Raw genomic sequence first — 22,495 nt, forward strand, 5'->3', positions numbered from 1 at the left:
GTTAAATTAGTTTAATTTCTGTCGTCGTAGATTGGTATGAACTCGGAGTCTTCGATTTGCTCATTCGCCTCATACAGCTTATCAAGATCAGTTTCAAGTGGGTAGTCCTTCCCATCTGCACCCTGTATTGTAATATTCTTGAATGGCTTGAGTGATGCTTCATCTCCTGTATTCAAAGCAGTCCTGACAGCGTTCAGGTACTTGCTGATAAGGGAAGCATCCTTTGAGCTTTTGACAACAACGCTAACTCTTTTACCATTGGAGTAAAGCCACCTACCTCTCTCAATGCTATCGGTTTTGGTTGCAACCCAACGTCCATTCTTCTTATGTACAGCATTTCCAAGATGCTTGAGAGCGTCCTGTACAGTGACTCCCTGCTCCTTTGCTGCTGTGGTAAGGGATTTACCCTTTCTTACATCGCTTAAAGCTTGAACTGCTCTTGTTCTCACGTCTCGCTGTGCAGGGGACAAAGTATCAAATGATTTCAAAGCAGGAGACACATCAGATACTTTCAATTTTCTCAACTGCTTCAGGCTTTTATCAGGAAACATCTGGTGTTTCTTAATGATCTCCTTTGCATACCTGGTATCTCTGGGTTGTGCTTTAAGCCATTGACCATACGTTCTGTATTCTTTAGAGAATTCAGGTCTGCTCACTTTTCCTCCTCCCAGAGCTTCATTAGTGCTATTCTAACAACTTCAGCCTGAGAGCAGCCAAAATAGTCAGACATCAGTACAAGTTTCTCCTTGAGGTAAGGAGACAGAGTTGCAAGAACTTTTGGTGTATTTTTTGTTGAATTCATATTGATCAATATTCTTTTACACCGCTATCTATTTGAATCACATTTAACTATAAATTTAACTATGAATTTACATATGAATACTGATAAAAACAACTATAATAATTATAAAAACACTAATAAGTTTGAGTATAATGTGATTAGCCTATTACAAAAAACTCCTTTTATAAGAAAGCGGCAACTCATTGAGAGTTTGAGAACTGAATTTAAGAAAACCAGAGGTTATAGCATTGAAAATATTCAAAAAAAGCTCTATGATATGGAACACAAAGGGATTCTTCTTGTAATAAGTCCTAAAAACTTCCAAAAATTTGGAATTAAGGATGAAGACAAACGTTCTCGTTATGTTACTTTAAAGAAAACTGAAGAAATAGCCTCTCATTTAGATTCAGTTATAGGTAACATTTCTTCAGATAACTCTATTAAACAAAAAATGGCACTTAGGGAATTGGAAAGATATGAGAAATACTGTTTACTCAATCCTAGACAACTAGACATACTTATAGCCCAACTAGACACAGAAGACATAGATTTTATAGATAATATCCTGAGAATTGTCTATACCTACATAGACAAAAAGGATATAGAACCCTATGACAGCCCTAAAACTATTGAGATGCTTAGAAATCTACTAAACAAATATCCTAAGCCTTTACTTCATAGAAATAAAAACCTTAGAACTCATTTTATCTACCTACTAGGGCACTATAATGATTATGCTGTTGTTGAAAGACTAAAAAAGGATGCTGAAGAATTAGATAATCTTCATGAAATGCGTGATTATGAGTCTAACTATACAGCCAATATAATCGAGGATCATAGAGAAGAGCTATACGAATTCGAGGAAAAACTGAGACTTGAGGGTAAAGAAGAACCTGCTCAGTTCATTGCTCAAACTAGAGTTACAGCTATGATTCATCTTGGGATGTATGATAATCCTTTAAAGCAGAATATTGCTGATGTGGAGGGATTCTAATGAAACTCATACTTTTGAATGGACACGGAATAGATATGCGTGTCAGCAATGCCAAGCTACATATTAAGGATGGTAGATTTTCCGCAAATGAAGAGCCTGAACAATACGTATTCTCTCCTAAGCGGATAGATATTGACAGTATAGTCGTGTATGGACAGAGTGGGAATCTGAGTATAGACGCTATCAGATGGCTAATCAAGCATAACGTACAGATTAGTATAATGGACTGGAACGGTAAGCTACTAACAACCATGCTTCCTCCTGAAAGTACCAATGTCAAAACCAAATTTGCACAGTATCATGCTTATGAGGATCAGGAAACCAGATTAAAACTGGCTAAAAGCTTCATTGAAGCCAAGTTTGATAAGACCCAGATAGTCCTAGATTACCTACATCAACGCTATCCTGATATTGATAACGACTTTTCAAAACATTCTTCCAAGCTCCCTGATGTCAGTAACATAAGGGAAATTCTAGGAGTCGAAGGTGCGGTTGCTGTCTATTACTGGGGTCAGTTTGAAAAGTTTATTCCTGAAAAGTATGAGTTTGATGATCGTACAGGCAGGTATAAAACACGTCCTTATGGTGCAGGGGATATGGTCAATTGTATGCTTAACTATGGTTATTCTCTCCTTGAAGCTGAGTGTATGAGAACTATCAATGCTGTTGGTATGGATGTACATGTGGGGTTTTTACATGAGATGGCAACAGGTAAGAACAGCTTAGCCTATGATATGCAAGAGCCTTTCAGATTCCTCGTTGATCTGGCAGTGATCAATCTGATTGAAACTGATAGGATGGAGAAGAAGGACTTTATCAGGACTGATAATTACTCTCTTAGGCTTAGACCAAGTGGAGCTAAGAAGCTTACAGAGGAGTTCCAAACTTGGATGAATAAGAGAACCACATATCAGGACAAATCAATGATGTGGAGCTATGTTCTTTTACTCAAAACAAGGGAATTGGCACAGTTTTTGAACGGTAAAAAGAGGAAGATTGATTTTGTGAATCCCTGTTATACGATTGAAAGACAGGATACGGATGAGATCAGGAAGAAGATTTTGAATATATCCTATTCTGAATGGAAGGATATGGGATTTTCTAAGGGAACATTACACTACATGAAGAAAAATGCGAAAGGGGATAAACCGTTTACTCTTAATGCTCATGTGAGGGAACGGTTGGAAATGTGGGGAGAGGTTTGAATAATTTCTTCAGTTATTTGGTGCTTAAAAGGAAGTTACTGTTAGCCGATTAATTACATATTTTATATGAATTAAAAAAAAGCAATAATATTGTCTAATTTCATTTTTTATAAGATATTAAGGCTAAATTAGCCCAAATAATGTGTTCTAAAGTTTTTTAAAGCAAAAGAGGTCATAAAATCTTCAAAAAATCTAATTTATTATGCTTAATTAAAGCCTAAAGTAAAGAATATATATATATTCTAAAAATAACATATTAACCATTCAATTAAAGGAAGCGTGTGATATGAAAAAAATAATATCCATCTTATTAGTACTGTTCATGCTGTCTACAACCACAGCATTTGCGCAGGAGACAGAACAATCCAATACGGAGTTACCTGAACCAGGAACAACGCCTGACAGTTTCTTATATTTCTTGGATCTAGCCATGGAAAATATGGAATTGGCTTTAACATTTGATACAGATGCAAAAGTGGAGAAAAAGTTGGAGTTTGCAACGGAAAGGCTATCAGAAGCTAGAGCAATGGCACTGGAAGGAGAGTTTGAAGCCATGGCTGAGGCTGTGAACGAGCATGATAGAATCATGACCGAGCTGGAGATTGAAATAGAGGAGATGAGCGATGAGGATCCTGAAGAGTCAGAACAAAAATTTGAGTATGAAGCTAGGATTGAAAAACATGATGAAAAGGTAAATGATTTCAAACAGGAAATTGAGATTGAGATTGAAATCGAAGGCGACCTAACTCCTGAGCAACAGGAGCAGATTGACGAGTTGATAAATTCAATTCTTTCCACTCTCGACGAGAACGCAGGAGAAGTCGAGATTGAAATAGAGATTGAAAATGAGAGTGGAGAAACAAGTATTGAGATAGAACAAGAGATAGAGTTCGAAGAGGATGATGAAGAAGAAGAAGAACTAAACGAAGAAAAGACAAGACAAGCATTGGTAAACACCATGGATCAAATTATAGCAGAATTATCTATAGATCCTACTGTTGATCACGAAATATTGTCAAGCAACTTTGAAGTTGAGGGAGATTCACTTTCAGGAAGTGTTGAAGCAAGAACTGATGAAGTTCTGGATTTGAATTCCTTAAAAGATCAATTGTTAGCAGGAACTTCTGGCTGGGAAAGTGGAGATGTTTCTGTTGAAGGAGATTCATTAGATATCACTTTTGAAAAGGATTATCCAGTTGTGGAAATAGAAGGAATGAAGTATATTCCAAGTTCTTCAGTTACTCTAAGTGTTACTGTTTATGAAGATGATGGTTTCTCAGATGGTAACTACGATATAGATATCACTTTAGAGGAAGTTGAAGAAGAAATAGAAGAAGAAGAAGAATAAAGTGTAAACAAACAGATAAATAATCTTTTTATTTTTTACTTTTTTTGATTTAAAAAAATATTACCTAAATATTTAAGCGTACACTTTTTAGACGTTATATATATCCCGTTTAAAGCGTACGGGTTATTCTTTCAAATCTCACTTTTTGTGTATAGTACTGAATTTTGCAGGCTATTTTTTAATATTTTAGAGTATTATTGAATACCATCTTTTGCAAAGTATTTTTATACTCCGGTGTTTCTCAATAACCTGATGTATGTCAAAGATGTGGTCTCACGCCTGAAACAACTGTACCCGGAAGGTTATTTCCATATCAACAGGGATCCTTTCTATCTTCTTATATCAACTGTTCTTTCCCAGCGCACCCGCGATGATGTGACCATCCCCACAACACAGAAGCTTTTCAGCGTGTTTGGCACGGTTCAGGAAATGGCAGAAGCAGATGCCGAAGAGATACAGGAACTGATAAAGAACGTGGGTTTCTACAGAGTGAAAGCTCAGCGCATTATTGATATTTCCCGCATCGTCCTCAGGGACTACGGCGGTGTTGTCCCCGACAGCATGGATGAGCTTCTCAAACTGCCCGGAGTCGGGCGCAAGACCGCCAACTGCGTGCTTGGTTATGGATTTGAGCAGGATGTCATTGCAGTGGACACTCATGTGCATCGGATATCCAACCGTATGGGTCTTGTTAAGACATACGATCCGGATGAGACGGAAAAAGAGCTTGAGAAGGTAGTCTCAAGGCAGGACTGGAAGGACATCAACGGGCTGATGGTGCTGTTTGGCCAGAATGTGTGCAGACCGGTGGGGCCCAAGTGCGGGGAGTGTATTATGGAAGATATCTGTCCCAAGATACGTTGACTGTGCCCATATTAAAAATGAGAGCTTCAACAAACTATTTATTGATATATAATCTATAAAGCACAAATCTCGTGCACTATGCCATAAATGTAATATATAAAGTGCTGGTTTTGCATGAGAACTGATAAATTCCATACTGGCAAATTAGTGCTGAAATAATAGTAATGCCATAAACAAACTACCTAGGTATATTCATATTTATTTAATAAACGAGTGAGAATCATGTTACTAATCGGAGAAGCATTGATAGGCGAGGCACCAGAACTCGCACACGTTGACCTTATTATCGGAAACAAAGACGGTCCTGTAGGTCAGGCATTCGCAAACGGTTTAACACAGTTATCAGCAGGTCACACACCTCTGCTCTCGGTAATCCGCCCTAACCTTCCGGCAAAGCCGGCAACCCTTATCGTGCCAAAGGTCACGGTAAAGAACATGGGTCAGGCATCCCAGATATTCGGTCCTGCACAGGCTGCTGTTGCAAAGGCTGTTGCAGATGCTCTAGAAGAAGGCGCATTCGGCGACATGGATGTTGAGGACCTCGTTGTTGTTGCAAGTGTCTTTATCCACCCTGAGGCAAAGGACTACAACAAGATCTACAGGTACAACTACGGAGCAACCAAGCTGGCTGTAAAGCGTGCAGTAGATGGCTTCCCGGATGTTGACACGGTACTCAAGGAGAAGGACAGGATGGGTCACGCAATCATGGGATTCAAGGTATCAAGGCTCTGGAACCCTCCATACCTGCAGGTTGCACTTGACAATCCGAATCTCAGTGCGATCCTGAGCATCGTAAGCCAGATCCCAAAGAGCGACCACGTTATTCTGGAAGCAGGCACACCTCTTATCAAACGCTGTGGTGTTGACGTAATCTCAAAGCTCAGGGAGATCCGTCCTGATGCATTCATCGTTGCTGACCTTAAGACCCTCGACACAGGAAACCTCGAGGCACGTATGGTGGCAGACGCAACCGCAGACGCAATTGTAGTTTCCGCACTCGCACCGGTCGCAACACTGAACAAGGCAATCGAGGAAGCCCACAAGACAGGTATCTATGCTGTCATGGACACACTCAACTGTGATGACCCTGTGGCAGTGCTCAAGAAGCTCGATGTACTTCCGGATGTAGTTGAACTTCACCGCGGTATCGACATCGAGGAGACCGAGCATGCATGGGGCAACATCGAGGCTATCAAGGCACTCTCACCAAAGATCCTGGTGGCAGTGGCCGGTGGTGTGCGTATCGATACAATGCCTGCAGCACTCAGCGCAGGTGCTGATGTCCTTGTGGTCGGAAGGGCTATCACCAACGCAAAGGATGTAAGGCAGATTGCCGAGAAATTCATTGAAGGTCTTAACAACCCCGAGATCGACCAGTTCAGGGTAATGACCGACTTCTAAGCGTGTGGAATGCCATACGCTTTTCTTTTATCAGGATTTGTAGAATATCTGTTGTTACTGAATTGTGGGCCACAGATGAACACGGATACACTTACCTCCTACGGAGTTGAGTACCTGCTGAATAGTCGTTTAGCAGGTAACACAGATTAAAAAGCATCTGCGTGAATCAGCTTTTATCTGTGTTTTTATGTACAGAAGATTTCTGCAAAGCTTATTTTCGTTTTTCTTTTCTTACAGTTACCTTTATACTTCTGTTCATCTTTATACTGATAAATTCGTATTGGAGTGATCAAATTTGAGTTCTACATTAATTGTCCTGAACCTTAAGACCTATCTTGAGGGTACAGGCGCAGGCGCCGTAAAGGTTGCACAGGCATGTAAGGAAGTTGCAGATGACAGCGGAATTGAGATCGGTGTTGCCCCCCAGTTCTGTGATATCTATCGTGTTGCCACACAGGTTGACCTGCCGGTCTATGCACAGAGCCTTGACCCGGTAGGCGCAGGCAGCTTCACAGGACATGCTTTCGTCCAATGCATAAAAGATGCAGGCGCGGTCGGGACCCTCATCAACCACTCGGAATGCCGCCTTACCCTGGCAAACATCGATGCATCCATTACAACCGCAAAAAATGCCGGGCTTAAAACGATAGTCTGCACCAACAACGTTGCAACATCAGCCGCTGCAGCAGCCCTGGGTCCTGATTATGTAGCAGTGGAACCGCCCGAGCTCATCGGTTCCGGTATCCCTGTGTCAAAAGCAGATCCTGAGGTTGTCACAGGTTCGGTCAAAGCAGTAAAGCGGATCAACCCTGCAGTACAGGTTCTCTGCGGTGCAGGTATCTCAAAAGGAGAGGATCTTGCCGCAGCTCTTGAACTCGGTTCTGTGGGTGTGCTGCTGGCATCAGGTATTGTGAAGGCCGCTGACCCGAAGGCTGCACTTGAGGACCTTGTAAGTAAGGTCTGATCATTCTTTTTTAAGCCAATTCCATCTGTCAGGAATCATTCCTGGCAGAGTTGTCTTCGGTTGCTTTTATCCTCTGATACTACAACCAATCCCCTTCAGTTGCCTCTCCACAACCTGCTGAACCCCCTCAACATAAACATCCCCTATTATCATGACGCGGTATGTAACACTCAGCCTCTCCGTTCCCTCAACACCCTGATACCTGTCAATGATCTCAATTGAGACTATATTATCATTGCAGGATACCAGTTCCATGATCATTTCAGCATCAGCTCCTTCAGGGATCAGCACCGATATATCCCTCAAATGATGCTCAAGGTTCCCTAATTTCCACTCATGCAGTTCCTCTTCGTCTAACAGGCGAATGTTCTCGATTTTGAGAGGTACCATCTTGCTGCCACATTCCAGAACAACGGTTCTTGGAGTTACCTTGTCAACGATACCGGTATGCACAATCCCTGAATAGATGTGCCTGACACCGATCTCCTGCCCGATTGAATCCAGAAGCCTGTCAAATTCCGCTATCTTTGAGTTGATGAGCTTATCCGAGCGGCGCAGCGCCGATGCAGTATCACCGAAATGCACGGCAGCTTCCTTCATCTTTGCAGTGAAGGCTTCAACGTCCTTTTTCCTGACGATGGAGGACATCTCGCTGCACTGCTGCATGAAAGCGTCATGCACCCTGAGCACTTCCGGATTCTCCATCTGGATGTATGCATAGAGGTATGGGTTCTGTCCCACTATCCTGCCAACGAAATCGAGCATTATGTCATATACAGGGCTCATGAATCTCCTTGACTCGTTCACACTGAAATCAAGTTTATCGAAGGTTGTGCCTATGGTAATATATGCAAAATGTGTCAGTCCCTGCACAACGGATACGAACCTGTCGTGCTCTGCCGGGCTGATGACTTCGATGTGCGCTCCATCGTCCTCAAAAAGTGCTCTGATCACGGGGAACCATCTGTCACATCGCCCTTCAATGGGGGTCAGTATGAATATCTGTCCGTGCAGGCCTGGTATGGATGGTCCGAACATAGGGTGGGTGCCGAGTATTTCAACATCTTGCGGAGCGTATTTCTTCATGGCTTCAGTGGGTCCTACTTTCAGGGAGGTGAAATCCATTAGCAGGCTTCCACTCTTCATCCTGGGTGCAGTTTCACTGATGACCTTCTCGGTGATGTTGATGGGTACTGTTACAATTACGATGTCACTGGTGCGTATGGCGCCGCCAAGGTCTGATGCAAATTCCACCCCCATTCGCTCTGCAATCTCCACCTTGCCGCTGCTCCCCCACACTATAACCTCATAGCCTCTTTTTTTGAAAAAAGGGGTGAACCACTGTCCCATTTCACCAGTGCCGCCAATGATCAGGACTTTCAAGGTCAGAAACCCTCCAATACTGCTTTTTTCATTACATCAATAGGAGGTTCAACGCCTGTCCAGATCTTAAACGCCTCTGCACCCTGGTAGATGAGCATCATTTCACCGGTAACTGCCTTTGCACCTGCTTTCTTTGCCTCTTTTACAAGCCTGGTCTCCAGGGGATTGTAGACGATGTCAAAGACAGTGAGTCCAGGGTGCATGTCCTGTGCCGTTGCTATTGTTCCTTCGGTGTGGGGGTGCATCCCTAAGGTAGTACAATTGATGAGTATGTCACTATCAGCGATCAATCCCTTCAGGTTCTCAAGTCCGCACCCACTGGCAATACCCACGGCTGAGACATCAGATGCCAGCTCTATAGCCTTACCTGCGGTCCTGTTGGCTATGGTGATATCGGCTCCGTCTTTTGCAAACTGGAATGCAATGGCCCTGGAAGCTCCTCCCGCACCTACGATAAGCACCCGGGAGTTCGCGATCATCACACCTTTTTCCTCAAGGGTGCGCTTTGCCCCGGTCCCGTCTGTGTTGTAACCCCTCATTTCCTCTTTGAAATCAACGGTATTGATCGCACCAATGCTTGCAGCCAGCGGGTCGGCGTCAACGATCTTCAATGCCTCCTGTTTCAGCGGGACAGTGAGGTTCACTCCGCCAAATCCCATGGCCTTTGCTCCAAGAAGCGCATCCCTCAGTTTTGAGGGGCTCACCCTGAAAGCATGATAGCTGCACTCCATGCCAAGTTCCCTGAAAGCTGCATTGTGCATGTCGGGAGATCTTGAATGTGCTATGGGGTCTCCGAATACGCCAAAAACCGTTCTCAAAAGAGTATCTCCAGGGCTGACCTAAGTTCATGTATCTTTATCTGTCCGGGTGCCACGGCTCTGGCTATTGCTCCGTATGTAAGGCATGAACCATAGCATGGAGCAATTATGCGGCTGTGTTTGCCAATCTGGCCCATTGCAATTGTACAAACAGGTTTTTCCATATCATAGGTTGCCTGCAGTATATTGAGTACGTCCTGTTTTGTCCTGGCCATGACAGCCAGTTTTGCGATATCAGCACCAGCTTCGTGTGCACTGTGGAGGATGTTCTTCATCTCCTGCGCAGATGGAGTACCATTGAAATCATGAGCCGAAACTATTACAGTCACTCCCCTTGCCTTTGCCGCTTCTATAACCTTGCGGCGCAATCCACTGTCTGCGCTGAGCTCGATATCCACTGCATCGACAAAAGGCATTATATCAATAAGTAATGCAATTCTTTCCTCTTCGCTTCCTTGCCACTTCCCGCCATCACATTGTACTCTGTTGGTTGCAATACATGGAAGGTCTGTGTTGACTTTTATCCTTTCAATTGTCTTGTTTGCCTCTTCAATACCTGAAAACTCAAGGAGGTCCAGTCTCAGTTCAAGTACGTCAGCTCCCAGCCATTTGGCAGCCCTGGCATTCTCTGCAGGATCCTCGTCTATAACTGCAACAATTGCAGGTTTTTCATCAAGGTCCAATTTCCCTATCATAACCATCGGGGCACCCCTTGCTTCACTTCTCGATAATGGTCTCTTCTATCTTCATCCCGAAGTGGCGGCCTATATCCTCGGAGTGGACAAGTATCTCATCCCCAACCTTTAGTTCTGTAACAGATACCGGCTCTTTATCTGCGGTAACGAGCTTTATGGTCTCTGCGTTCTGCAGGATGTTCTTTACTATCTTTCCGTTAAGGTCTGCTTCCACCAGGACAAGGGGTCTCCTTTCTATCTTTACCCTGCCGACGACTCCTGTTCTCTGCTTCCCTTCGCCGTCCACTATGGTTACCTCATCGCCGGCTTTAAGCTCTGAAAGGTAGCGGGTCTTTTCTCCAACCTTTATGTAAGCATGTACAGCACCTGCATTGACCCTGAAAGGTCTGGATGCGACATACGGACTTTCCTCTGATTCGGAATGCACCAGGAACATACCGTTTGCCTGTGAGCCTACAAGCATGCCTTCTCCCCTGACCATAAGATTGCAGGTGTCCACACATACCCTGTCTCCCATACCCACAGATTCCACTCTTGTGACAACAGCCGTCTGCATCCGGAGGTTTATGACACCTGCACTTTCAGCAATCTCAGCTGTCTTTTTTATCTGGCTCAGATCTTTTGTGTCAAGCAGAACCCCGTCTGTACCATGTTCCATTGTCTCAAAGGCAAGTTTTGCCTCTTCTGCATTCTTAACTCCTGGTATGAGCTTAACATCCTTTTTCTGTAGTCCTGCAATAAGGTTCTCCAGTGGAATGACCTGCCAGTCCGTGCCTATGGTTATAAGGTAATCACAGATACTTCCCATCTCGGCTGCAAAGTTCTCATAATCCTTGTTCCGGATTATCACATAAGCTGCGACCTTAAGTCCCTTCTCTTTCAGGCGAAGGGCTGTTGTAACATCAAGGGATCCACTGTAATCCGGAGGCAATGGTTTTGTACCATCTCCTTCCCCGCCTTTTCCTACGACGATTATGTCCGCTCCTTCCACCTGCCCGGCAGCAAAGGCAGCAACCTTCACATTTCCTAGCTCTTTCACTTTTTCAACATCTGCAGCGTTGACAAGTACGGCATCCACACCAGATTCCATTCCTGTGGTGACCACAGTCTTGCGTTCTTCCCAGCTGCCTTCATCGGCTTTTATCCAGATCATCTTACTTTTCATATGAGCACGTCCGCAAGCGCAAAAAGCATATGGTGTTATTTCAGCATTTCAAGCGCTTCTTCTACTGAAGTTTTATGGTGCACTATCGATGTTATGGCTTTTGTAATTTTTGTAGGGTTCTCGTGCTGGAACACATTCCTTCCTATTGCAACGCCTCTGGCTCCTCCTTCCATGGATCCCTGGATCATCTCAAGGAATTCCTTGTCAGTATTTGTCTTTGGTCCGCCTGCAATTACTACGGGGACAGGACATCCCAGTACAACATCCTTGAAAGTATCCGGGTCACCCGTGTAGAGGGTCTTTACAACATCAGCACCAAGTTCGGCACCAACTCTTGCAACGTGTGCTACAAGCTCTGAATCATGCGGATTGCTGATATCCTTCCCTCTGGGGTACATCATTGCCAGAAGCGGCATTCCCCAGTAGTTGCACTCTTCGGCTACACTCCCCAGTTTCTGCAACTGGTCCGCCTCGGTCTCAGAACCTACATTCACGTGTATTGACACGGCATCAGCACCCATTTTCATTACCTCTTCCACCGAACATACCTGGACCTTGTTGTTGGGGTCAGGTCCAAGGGATGTGGATGCGCTCATGTGGACTATCAATCCAACATCATGCCCATATCCTCTGTGCCCATGGGTGACAATTCCCTTTTGCATGAGCACCGCATCAGCTCCGCCATCAGCAACCTTGTTTATGGAATCTGCCACATTTATAAGGCCTTTTATAGGGCCATCTGATATACCATGGTCCATGGGGATTATTACCATGTTCCTACTGTCTCTGTGCATTATTCTTTCTATACGGATCTTTTTACCGATATCAGTCATATCTATTCACCATTGTAGTTGTTAGATGTTAAATGTATATAATCGTTGCATGCTGTTCATTCATGTACTCTGCCATTCTATATGATTTAACCATGCTACTATGTGACATAGTAGCACACTTTTATATTTAAATGTTTTTGTGGATATTTCGGCATAAAACAGTACAAAGAGTATCACATATCCTTCAGGAACTCGCCAATATGTATTCCTTCAGAATCAATCTCGTATCCAATTAGACGCTTCTCGTGGTCGCTTCCGTGCATCTTCAGGATGGACATGGTCTTTTTTATCTCCTTGCCTATTTCCACATGCTTAAGAAGTATTAACACATCCGCCTGTGGGGATAATGGTATTTCGGATGTAAGCACATTGCTGCCAGCTGCCCGGTTTCCGCTTATCAGCATGGATGTAACTCCCATGTTCTTGAAAAGCCTTATAAGGCTGGCTATGTGCTCGCTTTTGGCTATGGGATCCCCGAAGGCGTAATCAAATCCTGATATCTCATCAAGCAGGATTCTTTTTGCCCCTGTTTTTTCGATGCACTCCCTGAGCTCATTTGCGTGCCTGCCTGCATTGATATCTGAGGGCGGAGTGTACATTATCTTTATCATTCCCTGCTGCTCAAGCTCTTCCAGTCCAAGGCCAAGGCTTGCAGCATAGCGGCGCAGTTCCGCCGGGCTATCCTCAAAGCTGCTTATTACTCCCGGCTCACCGATCATGGCTCCGTGAACAATGAAATGCAGGCCAAATAATGTTTTGCCTGTTCCTGTATTTCCTGCTATCAATGTAGAAGAATGCTTGAACAAGCCTCCACGACTTAATTCTTTAAACCTGTTTATTCCCACATCGACCCTTTCTGATCCTGCTGGTTCTTCTGCGTCCTTTGCAGTTATTCTGGGATAGATGACGATTCCATTATTTGAAATGTCAAATGTGTGCTCACCATCGATATAATCTGGCCGGTTCATCTTCATGATCTTGATTATTCGATGGTTGCCTCTTCTCTGGATATCCTGGGAAAGGTAGACTATTCCCTCGACCGTATCGCTGACAACTGACCTGCATACGTCCGTTTGCGACATGGTTCCTGTAAGATATACAATGGCATTCCACTCACCAATGGCTGCATTAAGTGAATACATGAACCTTCTTCTTTCAGCTTCGGGGAAGCCGAAACCAATAGGTGTGACGGGATCTATGAGTATCCTGTCAGGTTTAAGGGATGCAACAAAATTCCCTAGTTCCACCAGCATTGTAAGCGGATCCCTCTCAACAGAGCTGACGCTGAATGTGCGTATATTCAGCGATTCCTCATAAAAATCGTAACTTGCAAGGTTTTCTCTCACAGAACTTTCTGATTTAGTGCTAATACATACATACAGGACGTTTTCCCCGTTCCTTGCAGCTTCACATAAACTCTGTACTCCCATAATGGTCCTTCCACTACCTGGATTGCCTGCTATCAATATTGTGGATGGGACTACTATGCCTCCGCCCAGTATCTCATCAAAGCCTGGTATTCCTGTGCTTCTGGTTTCCAATGTGCTACCTCGCCTAAGCATTGCTGTGGCAGTAAGGGAGAATTAACTTTCACTATCTATATTTTATTTTGTTCTTATGCAGCCATTTACTCCCATAGTTAGTTTACTTGATGATTTTACTTAACATTATTCATTACTTTCATGGGGAAGGATTTTTTGCAGTATTAGTGTAGTATGTATTGCTTAAATTCCGCAAAAGCACTGTATTGTATGTTATGAAACTCTCTTATATGGGAATTACTATAATTGCAATATCACATTATCATTATTTCACTTATTAAATAAATGGTGAAAATACAACGCAATAAGGGAACCGATCATGAGAGAATTGAAAATTCTTGTTATCAATAATTACGGGCAGTTCTGCCATCTTATCCACCGCACAGTAAGGGACCTTGATATGGAAAGCAGGATAGTTGCCAACACAACACCTGTTGATGATATCCTTGACGAGGAGCCGGACGGGCTTATATTAAGCGGGGGCCCTGCAATGGAAAGGGCGGGGCTATGTTTTGAATACGTGGAGAGCATCGATCTTCCTATACTTGGTATCTGCCTGGGTCATCAGGTAATTGCAAAGGCCTTCGGGGGAGAAGTAGCGCCGGGGACATCAGGCGGTTATGCAGATATTAAGGTCGAAATTGTTGAAGAGGATGAGCTCCTTAAGGGCCTGGGGCCCCGAACCTCAGTATGGGCTTCCCATGCGGATGAGGTTGTAAGACTTCCTGAGGATTTCATACAGCTTGCAAGGTCAGAAATATGTGAATATGAGGCAATGAGGCATGTGGAAAGGCCTATCTTTGGTGTGCAATGGCACCCTGAGGTTGCACACACGGAGAAAGGAGAACAGCTGTTGACTAATTTTTTTGAGATATGTGAGAAATATTGACCTCACATTCCCATTTTCTTCATCATCTTCTGCATATTGAACTTGCCACCACGGAAACCTTTCATGGCGGTCTGCATCATCTTGTGATATTTCAGGAGTTCCCTGACATCCTCAGGATTGCATCCGGACCCCCTGGCAATTCTCTTGATGCGGGCACTTCCTATTATTCTGGGATTGGTCATCTCTTCTTCGGTCATGGAATCCATAAGCACCCGGTATTTACCAAGTTTATCTCCTGTCACCTGATATGCATCTTCGGGTATCTTGGCACCGAGTCCGCCAAGTGGGAGCATCTGCATGATCTGTTTCATGGGTCCCATCTTATTGAGGCTCTCAAGCTGTTTGTACATATCCTTAAGGGTGAATCTGCCACGGAGCATTGCTTCCATGTCAAAGTCCTCTTCACCGAGAGCTTCCTCCGCTTTCTCGATGAGGCTTTTGATGTCGCCCATTCCCAGAAGGCGTGAAATGAACCTGTCAGGCTCGAATCTCTCAAGGTCATCGGGTGTCTCGCCCACACCAATAAAAGCTATGGATGAGTTTGTCTCGGATACTGCAGAGAGTGCACCACCTCCTTTTGCGGTACCGTCAAGCTTGGAGATAACCACGCCGGATATCCCGATGGAATCATTGAAGGCTTTTGCCTGTTCACTGGCCTGCTGTCCGATGGCGCCATCAAGTACAAGCAGTTTATAGTCCGGCCTGGCCACAGTGTGTATGTCTTCCATTTCCTTTATAAGGTCACTCTCAAGTGAGTGTCTTCCAGCAGTATCTACGATCAGTACGTCATGTTTTTGAAGCTCTTTCAGGCCTCTTTCTACAATTCCCACAGCATCCGGATTGCCCTCTTCTCCATAGAATGCAACGTTGAGTCTGGTACAGAGCGTCTTGAGCTGCTGGTATGCTCCGGGCCTGAAAGTATCGGCACAAATAACAGCAGGTTTAAGCCCTTTCCTCTGGAAGTAGCGTGCAAGCTTTGATGTCGTTGTCGTCTTACCGCTACCCTGCAGACCTATCATCATTATTGTCTGGGGCTTGAGGGGAATGTCGGTACTCTTCCCTATTATATTGATAAGCTCCTGGTACACTATCCTTATTATGTGTTCCCTGGGGCTCATTCCGGAGGGGACGTCTTCTTTGAGTGCACGTTCCTTGATATGCTGCGACATCTGCATTACCAGCTTGACGTTCACGTCTGACTGGAGCAAAGCCCGCTGGATATCCTTGACCACTTCATTTACGGTCCGCTCATCTATTCGCCCCGATTTCACCAGTTTTTTCAGGGCATCCTGCAGGGAATTCCCGAGTTTGTCCATTACCATTTAAGGATCATCCTGTTCAGTTCTCTCTTTTGTTCTATTAAATGGGCAGTTCATATTTAATTCTGTTGTGAAAGCTTTAGTTGTTTTACTGTATTAAATGTTAAAACAGGTTCTATTACCCGGCTATATTGTCACTTTTTATGTTCATGTTATCAGCATCACAGAAACCAGCACGGAAAAAATACCGATCCACTGCCTGCTCTTCAGCTTTTCTTTCAGGAGTAGCCACGCCAGTAGTACCGTCACTGCAGGATAGAGTGAGGTGAGTATGGCAGCAATATCGATTCTTCCTGTCCTTGCTGCAAGCACGTAGAATACATTGCCTCCGGTATCAAGGAAACCTGCCAATGCTATCAGTGGTAAATATCTGAGATGCGGTATCCCGGTTTGCCTGATATAGATAGCAGCTATTATGAATGCTGGGATGGATGCCATTCTTGCTCCTACAAGAGGCCACAGGATCCCGCTGCTCTGTACCTGGTCGATAAATATCATAAAAAGACCGAACCCCGTGCCAGCTATTAAAGGAAGCCTTATCCTATTCCATTCTATCTTCGGACCATTCTCTTCCCTTGATATCAGCCACACACCGGTGAATGCAAAAAAGAACCCTGTTAACTGGCCGGGTGTGGGGCACCCGTTTATTATAATCCCGAATGACATGGGTACAAATGCGCTCCATACGGCTGTGACCGGTGCAACGATCCCCATCTTTTCAACCGACAGGGCGTGGTAGAGAGTAAGCAGGCCGATCCCGCCAGCAAGTCCTGAGGCTGCCCCCCATAGAAGATCCCCGTTTCCCGGAATGTTTTCACCGGATACGATTGCTGCCACTGAGAGAAGTGTAATCCCTACGATCTGGGAAATTATGGCAACGATGAATACTCCGTTTCTTTTTGTTGCAAATCCTCCGCAAAAATCACCGGCACCCCAGCAGGCTGCTGCTGCAAGTCCGAATATAGCAATAGTGAGATCCATCTCAACCACCTGGATTTGAAAAAAGGGACCACGAATGGTTCATTGGTGGTCATATTGTGTTAAAATACAAGAAAAATAGCGGGGGATGGATTCGAACCATCGGTCTACGGGTTATGAGCCCGTCGGGATCTCCTGGCTACCCCACCCCGCTTTGGAGATTGATGTTGTTTTTGGAAGGGTACTCCCCCATCAACGTTTTCATTACAGATATAGTTTGCGTATGGACCGGTATTTGATATTGCTGGAGACGGGCTATTATTTATAGCAAAAATATATCTCTTATCTGGGTAAATAATCAGTGTAAATATAATGACTCGGAGAGAATAATAAATGGTCTTACCTGATAAATTCAAATGTGTTGTTACGAACTGGGATTATATCTACGACCTTTGCAGGGAAGTTGCAAATGAGGTAAAAGCTTCAGGCTATGAGCCTGACATGATAATTGCCCTTGCAAGAGGTGGATGGTTTGCAGGTCGCGTACTTTGTGATTTCCTGGGGCTGGATGATCTCACAAGCCTGAAGATCGAACATTATCTTGGAACTGCGCTTGCCGGTGATGAACCAATGATAAGATATCCGCTTGCAGATAATGCGGTTGCCGGGAAGAACATACTTCTGGTCGATGACATAGCCGATACTGGAAAGAGCCTGCTGCGCTCCATTGAATATGTAAAGCAGCACAATCCCAAAGAGCTCAGGACCGCAACTCTCCAGTACCTTGATTCCTCCGAACATGATCCCGATTATTGTGGTGAACGCCTCGAGGAATGGGCATGGGTAGTATTCCCATGGAATTTCATCGAAGATATGTCCGATCTCATATCAACTCTCATGAAAAAAGAGGAAAGGATAATGTGGGATATCCCTGCGATCAGACATGGTCTATACATGTATCATTCCCTGGATTCGTTTGCATTCGAAATAGCTCAGCCTGGCAGACTTTTGGAGGTGCTTGAAGAGATGCATCGCAGAGGTATGGTAAGCTCTGTTAGTGAAGATGGGAAACAGTACTGGAAGCTTGTTTGAGTTCCGTGTGGGATATTATGCATGAAAAAGCTGATATTGCTATAATCGGCGGAAGTGGCATATATGATGCTAATCTGCTGGACAATGTTCGGATCATAGATGTAGACACACCCTTTGGAAAACCTTCTGACTCCATAACAATCGGTGAGCACGGGGATAAGACAGTCTGCTTCCTTGCAAGACATGGTGTGGGACACAGGATATCTCCTTCAGAACTGAATTCCAGGGCCAACATATTCGCACTCAAAAAACTTGGTGTAAAACGCATAATAGCCGCATCTGCAGTCGGAAGCCTGAGGGAGGAGTTCAAGCCGCTGGATATAGTTATCCCTAACCAGATATTCGATCATACTAAATCCCGGCCAGCAACTTTCTTTGAGGGCGGTATTGTAGTACACATGGGGTTTGCCGATCCTTTCTGTCCCCAGACCTCAAAGACCATAGTGGATGTTGCCAGGTCAAAAGATTATAATGTCAAGGAAGGTGGAACTTATCTCTGTATGGAAGGTCCCCAGTTCTCCACCCGGGCAGAATCCAGGGTTTACCAGGCACTCGGGTTTGATATAATCGGCATGACTGCCATCCCTGAGGCAAAGCTTGCCCGGGAGGCCGAGATCTGCTATTCCATGATCGCTACGGTGACAGATTATGATGTATGGCACGATAACGACGTGACAATTGAGGCAGTGATCGAAAATGCCATGAAGAACGAAGCTGCTGTAAAGGATATCATTATGGCTGCACTTGACAGACTCGAGCCTGAGCAGCATTGTATGTGCAAGGATGCCCTGATGGGTGCTATAACTACAGTTCCTTCAATGATACCCAATGAGACAAAAAGAAAGCTATCTCCTCTTATCCGTAAATATGTCGATGAATGAACTTATTAAGATGGAATCAATGAATGGTAGAGTAATGAAGAATGATTGGCTTGCTACCACTTGCAGCTTATCGCAAGTGTTTTAATATATCATGGCGCTTATTTAAGTCGGTGGATCAATGCCTCATAAGTGTACAAGATGCGAATCTATCTTTGTAGACGGTGCTTCAGTAATACTTAGCGGATGCCCTAAATGTGGCTGGAACAAGTTCCTCTATGTAAAGGATGAGGAGCTTGAGAAGTCCGCCGGGGAGAAAGCCCAGGGAACTGAAGCAGGTGAAGGGCACGCCATCATTGATGAAACATCTTCTGCAAGCCAATCCGATAAGACTTCTGAGACCATCATCAGAGAGATCGATGATATACTGGGTGTAAAAAAGAAGGAGCCCAGTGTAACTGAAGAGGATGGTGAAAGGGTGGAGTCTGTCCGTATCCTTGGCCCGGGTTCGTATGAACTGAACCTTGATTCCCTGCTTGACCGCAAGGAACTTGTCATGGCCATAAAAGAGGATGGTACTTACGCACTGCACCTTGGTTCTGTTTTCAAGAAGGATGATGAGAAGAAGAAAAAGGGCAGGAAGAGTAAGTGATCCTTTTGCGGGATATATGATGGATAGAACTTCTAAAGAACGTTTCTTCGAAGTCGATGCCCTGCGTGGCATTGCAATCATTTTGATGGTGATATATCATTTCTTTTATGACCTTGATTTTCTCGGTATCGCTGATCTTGATATGAATTCCGGACTTCTCCTTATAGTGGGAAGAAGTGCTGCGATACTATTTATCCTGCTTGTGGGTGTTTCGCTTACACTGAGTAATTCAAGATATGTTCTGGCCCGGCGGGATGCACGGGGGCAGTTTGCTCATCTTCTCAGAAGAGGGACAGGCATCTTTTCGTGGGGTCTTCTGATCACTGTTGTTACGGCAACGGTTCTTGAAAAGGGCACCATCTATTTCGGGATATTGCATATGATAGGTATTTCCATCATACTTGCCTACCCCTTCCTGAAATACAGGTCGCTTACTCTGCTTGCAGGGGTGGTTGTACTGTTTTCAGGATTCTTTATGGAAACTGCATATGCGGATTTTCCCTGGCTTCTATGGCTTGGCATTAAACCACATGGTTTTTACACTCTTGACTATTTCCCTCTTGTTCCGTGGTTTGGTGTTGTTCTTTTAGGTGTCTTTACGGGAAACAGCCTGTATTCCGGTTATCAAAGGAAATTCAGGATGTGTGAATGCAAAAGCAATGCAGTTGTAAGGTTACTGGTGTATCTTGGAAAAAAGTCACTGCTGATCTACCTGGTCCATCAGCCGGTGATCGTGGGATTGCTGCTCATATTGGTGTAAAAATAAAAACAGAGTAAGTGTTTCACTTACTCTTTCTTACTTCTCTGGAATACCAGTGCAAGACCAATTATTGCAGCCACTGGAAGGATCAGTGTCGGAAACTCGGGGATTTCTTCTCCATTGGAGCCTCCTCCATTGGAGCATTTCTCTACAATCTCTCCAAATTCAACCTCTGCAATTGGTCCCTGTCTTCCATGTTCATCTACAGGGGTTACCTGGACCATCCATTTTTGTCCTATTTCGGTATTCGCTGCAGGCACGGTGTTGCTCGTGTGATCAATAAGAATGGCAAAATCATCATCAAGGTATCCACCAGTTCCTATGTCGACAAACCATCTGTACTTATATGTAACTTCATCTCCATCAGGGTCTTCAGGGTTTGGCCCGATGACTGTTACAACAAGGTCATCCTCGGTGTCCACACAATTTGCAGGACTCTTTTCTACCACAGGCTGATATGGTGCACTGTTGTTCCCATAACTATAAACCACGATAAGCTGGCTTTTATCCAGTGTTGTTGCCCAGACGCGATAATTGTTGTTCATGTCAATATCCATGAATATCTCCAGTTCACAGTCGTCCATCAACAGGGTAGGATCAACGTCAAATGTGGTTACTGACCATTCATCATTGAATCCTTGAAGGTATACCGGGTTCATATCCACTCCGTCAGCAGTCAGGTGGTCATACTCTCCATCCTCTATGTCAGAGTCTACATCCCATGCAGTAACTATGAGCTGTACTGAGTTTATTGTCATGTTGGGTTCGCTGCACATGTCAAAGGTATGCAACCACCCATAGTCCTGATTCCACCAGCTGTATATCCCAAATCCTCCACCATTTGCAGGTTTTACGTAGTGGGGTGCTGTACTGTATTGATTCACAGTTTGAGTATACGTGAATGTCCCGTCTCCGTTGTCAATAGTTGTTTCTGCTGCAGCGGCAACCTTCATATTGTTCACTGACACTTGAGGCGTGTATTTTGTATCAAGGTCATTGTTTGCTGCTGCGCCTGTTCCTATTAGCAACGAGAGTACTAATAGTAATGTTATTATTTTATTCAATTTTATCATACCACCGTTTGTTTATGCGGGTGGAGTATATCTCTTCAAAATGAAGCTCTATTCCAACCATTTTACATTATCTGTGAATCTGTATAAATAGCTTTTCAAAAGCCAAAAAATAATAATCATGATGATGGATTAAACAATCAGGAATGATTATATAGTTTAATATGTGAAATTACTACGATTCATATTGATTTACTGATAATGTCCGTTGATCCATACTAATCATTTCATAGCCAGGTGAAAATCGATCAGCTTTAATGCATTTTCAATATAATTAACAATTAACTAACTGTAAAACAAATAAATAAATAAATAAATAAATAAATGAATTTAAGTAAATAAATGCTTGAGTGAAACCCGGACTCAAGTTTGGCTAATTACTCTTTCCTTGCCAGTGAATAATCTGCCATGACCTTCAGGTATTCATGGTCCACTTCCATGAGTACTGTTTCAAACATGGCTACGTGTATCTTCTCTTCCCTTGCTATGTCAAGCAGGATGGTTTTGAGGTCCTTGTCGTCGGTAAGGTTTGCCATCTGCTCGTACATGTTTATTGCATCGAACTCTGCCATGATGGCAATTCTCATCATTTCCTTGTCAAGGTCTTCTGCATTTATCTTTTCAACATCTATGGGGACTTCTGAGAACAAGGTATCCACCTCCTCTGTTTATTCCTGTAGCTCTTCCTCGACCTCTTCCCTGCCGGCCTCAAGTTCTTCGACCTGTTCTTTGTCCATTCTCAGCAGGAGCGTCTGGAACTCCCCTATATGTGTCTTCTCTTCCCTGGCAACGTCAAGCAAGACCCTTTTCACTTCCTGGTTCTCTGTCATCTCTGCCATCTGCTCATAAAGGCTGATGGCATCAAGTTCTGCAACCAGCGCAGCCCTGAGGATCTCTTTGTTTATATCTTCCTTTTTGATCTTTGCAATATCTATCGGTACTTTTGAGAACATATTTCCACTCTCCTGTTATTTCCATTTGTCCT

At 44.1% G+C, this 22,495-nt stretch carries 24 protein-coding genes and 1 tRNA gene; 11 read left to right on the forward strand and 14 right to left on the reverse strand.

Annotation, left to right across the window (positions count from 1 at the left end; genetic code table 11):
• Positions 1-11: 11 nt before the first annotated feature.
• On the reverse strand, positions 12-656 hold the full coding sequence (locus V7O64_RS10890) for a hypothetical protein (RefSeq protein WP_407355414.1): 645 nt from the start codon (positions 654-656) through the stop codon (positions 12-14).
• Complete coding sequence (locus V7O64_RS10895; protein ID WP_407355415.1) at positions 653-802, reverse strand: hypothetical protein; 150 nt, start codon at positions 800-802, stop codon at positions 653-655. The genes V7O64_RS10890 and V7O64_RS10895 overlap by 4 nt, the downstream gene beginning before the upstream one ends.
• 73 nt (positions 803-875) lie before the next feature.
• Between V7O64_RS10895 and V7O64_RS10900 the strand changes: the two genes are divergently transcribed.
• From V7O64_RS10900 to tpiA, 6 genes are all read left to right on the forward strand, one after another.
• Positions 876-1,775 (forward strand): hypothetical protein, encoded by a 900-nt coding sequence (locus tag V7O64_RS10900; protein WP_407355416.1) that lies wholly within the window; start codon positions 876-878, stop codon positions 1,773-1,775.
• Positions 1,775-2,980 carry a CRISPR-associated endonuclease Cas1 gene (gene cas1 / locus V7O64_RS10905; RefSeq protein ID WP_407355417.1) on the forward strand — a complete coding sequence of 402 codons (1,206 nt, stop codon included), beginning with the start codon at positions 1,775-1,777 and terminating at the stop codon, positions 2,978-2,980. Before V7O64_RS10900 ends, cas1 begins: the two co-directional genes overlap by 1 nt.
• 286 nt (positions 2,981-3,266) lie before the next feature.
• Complete coding sequence (locus V7O64_RS10910; protein ID WP_407355418.1) at positions 3,267-4,328, forward strand: DUF5667 domain-containing protein; 1,062 nt, start codon at positions 3,267-3,269, stop codon at positions 4,326-4,328.
• Positions 4,329-4,580: 252 nt separating this feature from the next.
• Positions 4,581-5,192, forward strand: coding sequence for an endonuclease III (nth, locus tag V7O64_RS10915; protein ID WP_407355419.1), 612 nt, complete (start codon positions 4,581-4,583; stop codon positions 5,190-5,192).
• Positions 5,193-5,414: 222 nt separating this feature from the next.
• Positions 5,415-6,593 (forward strand): bifunctional 5,6,7,8-tetrahydromethanopterin hydro-lyase/3-hexulose-6-phosphate synthase, encoded by a 1,179-nt coding sequence (locus V7O64_RS10920; protein WP_407355420.1) that lies wholly within the window; start codon positions 5,415-5,417, stop codon positions 6,591-6,593.
• A 295-nt stretch (positions 6,594-6,888) separates the two neighbouring features.
• Positions 6,889-7,557 (forward strand): triose-phosphate isomerase, encoded by a 669-nt coding sequence (gene tpiA, locus V7O64_RS10925; RefSeq protein ID WP_407355421.1) that lies wholly within the window; start codon positions 6,889-6,891, stop codon positions 7,555-7,557.
• A gap of 66 nt (positions 7,558-7,623) precedes the next feature.
• Here the strand turns inward: tpiA and V7O64_RS10930 are convergent, their stop codons facing one another.
• The 6 genes from V7O64_RS10930 to V7O64_RS10955 all read right to left on the reverse strand — a co-directional run bounded on the left by V7O64_RS10930 (position 7,624) and on the right by V7O64_RS10955 (position 13,992).
• Positions 7,624-8,940 carry a prephenate dehydrogenase gene (locus V7O64_RS10930; protein WP_407355422.1) on the reverse strand — a complete coding sequence of 439 codons (1,317 nt, stop codon included), beginning with the start codon at positions 8,938-8,940 and terminating at the stop codon, positions 7,624-7,626.
• A 2-nt stretch (positions 8,941-8,942) separates the two neighbouring features.
• Positions 8,943-9,758, reverse strand: a complete 816-nt coding sequence (gene aroE / locus V7O64_RS10935) for a shikimate dehydrogenase (protein ID WP_407355423.1) — start codon at positions 9,756-9,758, stop codon at positions 8,943-8,945.
• Positions 9,755-10,459 carry a type I 3-dehydroquinate dehydratase gene (gene aroD, locus V7O64_RS10940; RefSeq protein ID WP_407355424.1) on the reverse strand — a complete coding sequence of 235 codons (705 nt, stop codon included), beginning with the start codon at positions 10,457-10,459 and terminating at the stop codon, positions 9,755-9,757. The genes aroE and aroD overlap by 4 nt, the downstream gene beginning before the upstream one ends.
• 16 nt (positions 10,460-10,475) lie before the next feature.
• Complete coding sequence (locus tag V7O64_RS10945) at positions 10,476-11,618, reverse strand: 3-dehydroquinate synthase II (protein WP_407355425.1); 1,143 nt, start codon at positions 11,616-11,618, stop codon at positions 10,476-10,478.
• A gap of 35 nt (positions 11,619-11,653) precedes the next feature.
• The gene (locus V7O64_RS10950) at positions 11,654-12,451 is read right to left on the reverse strand and encodes a 2-amino-3,7-dideoxy-D-threo-hept-6-ulosonate synthase (RefSeq protein ID WP_407355426.1); all 798 of its coding nucleotides are present in this window, start codon (positions 12,449-12,451) and stop codon (positions 11,654-11,656) included.
• Between the two features lie 173 nt (positions 12,452-12,624).
• Positions 12,625-13,992, reverse strand: coding sequence for an RAD55 family ATPase (locus tag V7O64_RS10955; RefSeq protein ID WP_407355427.1), 1,368 nt, complete (start codon positions 13,990-13,992; stop codon positions 12,625-12,627).
• A gap of 319 nt (positions 13,993-14,311) precedes the next feature.
• Here V7O64_RS10955 and V7O64_RS10960 point away from each other — a divergent pair, with 319 nt between their 5' ends.
• Entirely contained in the window at positions 14,312-14,881 is a 570-nt protein-coding gene (locus V7O64_RS10960; protein ID WP_407355428.1) for a GMP synthase subunit A, read from the forward strand.
• 2 nt (positions 14,882-14,883) lie between these two features.
• On the opposite strand, the gene V7O64_RS10965 is transcribed toward V7O64_RS10960, so the two are convergent.
• The 3 genes from V7O64_RS10965 to V7O64_RS10975 form a co-directional block, all read right to left on the reverse strand.
• Positions 14,884-16,203: a signal recognition particle protein Srp54 gene (locus V7O64_RS10965; RefSeq protein WP_407355429.1), complete on the reverse strand. Its 1,320-nt coding sequence runs from the start codon at positions 16,201-16,203 to the stop codon at positions 14,884-14,886.
• 144 nt (positions 16,204-16,347) lie between these two features.
• Positions 16,348-17,181 (reverse strand): EamA family transporter, encoded by an 834-nt coding sequence (locus V7O64_RS10970; RefSeq protein ID WP_407355430.1) that lies wholly within the window; start codon positions 17,179-17,181, stop codon positions 16,348-16,350.
• A 76-nt stretch (positions 17,182-17,257) separates the two neighbouring features.
• A tRNA-Met gene (locus V7O64_RS10975) sits at positions 17,258-17,332 on the reverse strand.
• A 179-nt stretch (positions 17,333-17,511) separates the two neighbouring features.
• On the opposite strand from V7O64_RS10975, the gene V7O64_RS10980 reads away from it, so the two are divergent.
• The 4 genes from V7O64_RS10980 (at position 17,512) to V7O64_RS10995 (ending at position 20,440) form a co-directional block, all read left to right on the forward strand.
• Positions 17,512-18,210, forward strand: a complete 699-nt coding sequence (locus V7O64_RS10980; RefSeq protein ID WP_407355431.1) for a phosphoribosyltransferase — start codon at positions 17,512-17,514, stop codon at positions 18,208-18,210.
• 17 nt (positions 18,211-18,227) lie between these two features.
• Positions 18,228-19,091 (forward strand): S-methyl-5'-thioadenosine phosphorylase, encoded by an 864-nt coding sequence (gene mtnP / locus V7O64_RS10985; protein ID WP_407355432.1) that lies wholly within the window; start codon positions 18,228-18,230, stop codon positions 19,089-19,091.
• Positions 19,092-19,209: 118 nt separating this feature from the next.
• Positions 19,210-19,680: a Zn-ribbon domain-containing protein gene (locus tag V7O64_RS10990; protein WP_407355433.1), complete on the forward strand. Its 471-nt coding sequence runs from the start codon at positions 19,210-19,212 to the stop codon at positions 19,678-19,680.
• A gap of 16 nt (positions 19,681-19,696) precedes the next feature.
• Positions 19,697-20,440, forward strand: coding sequence for a heparan-alpha-glucosaminide N-acetyltransferase (locus V7O64_RS10995; RefSeq protein WP_407355434.1), 744 nt, complete (start codon positions 19,697-19,699; stop codon positions 20,438-20,440).
• Positions 20,441-20,466: 26 nt separating this feature from the next.
• Here V7O64_RS10995 and V7O64_RS11000 read toward each other — a convergent pair whose 3' ends face one another.
• The 3 genes from V7O64_RS11000 to V7O64_RS11010 form a co-directional block, all read right to left on the reverse strand.
• A complete protein-coding gene (locus V7O64_RS11000) occupies positions 20,467-21,504 on the reverse strand; it encodes a PEF-CTERM sorting domain-containing protein (protein ID WP_407355435.1) in 1,038 nt (345 codons plus the stop codon).
• A gap of 383 nt (positions 21,505-21,887) precedes the next feature.
• Positions 21,888-22,160 (reverse strand): ferritin family protein, encoded by a 273-nt coding sequence (locus V7O64_RS11005; RefSeq protein ID WP_407355436.1) that lies wholly within the window; start codon positions 22,158-22,160, stop codon positions 21,888-21,890.
• 18 nt (positions 22,161-22,178) lie between these two features.
• Complete coding sequence (locus V7O64_RS11010; protein WP_407355437.1) at positions 22,179-22,463, reverse strand: ferritin family protein; 285 nt, start codon at positions 22,461-22,463, stop codon at positions 22,179-22,181.
• Between the last annotated feature and the right edge of the window lie 32 nt (positions 22,464-22,495).

Source organism: Methanolobus sp. WCC5, assembly GCF_045690325.1.
Lineage (GTDB): Archaea > Halobacteriota > Methanosarcinia > Methanosarcinales > Methanosarcinaceae > Methanolobus.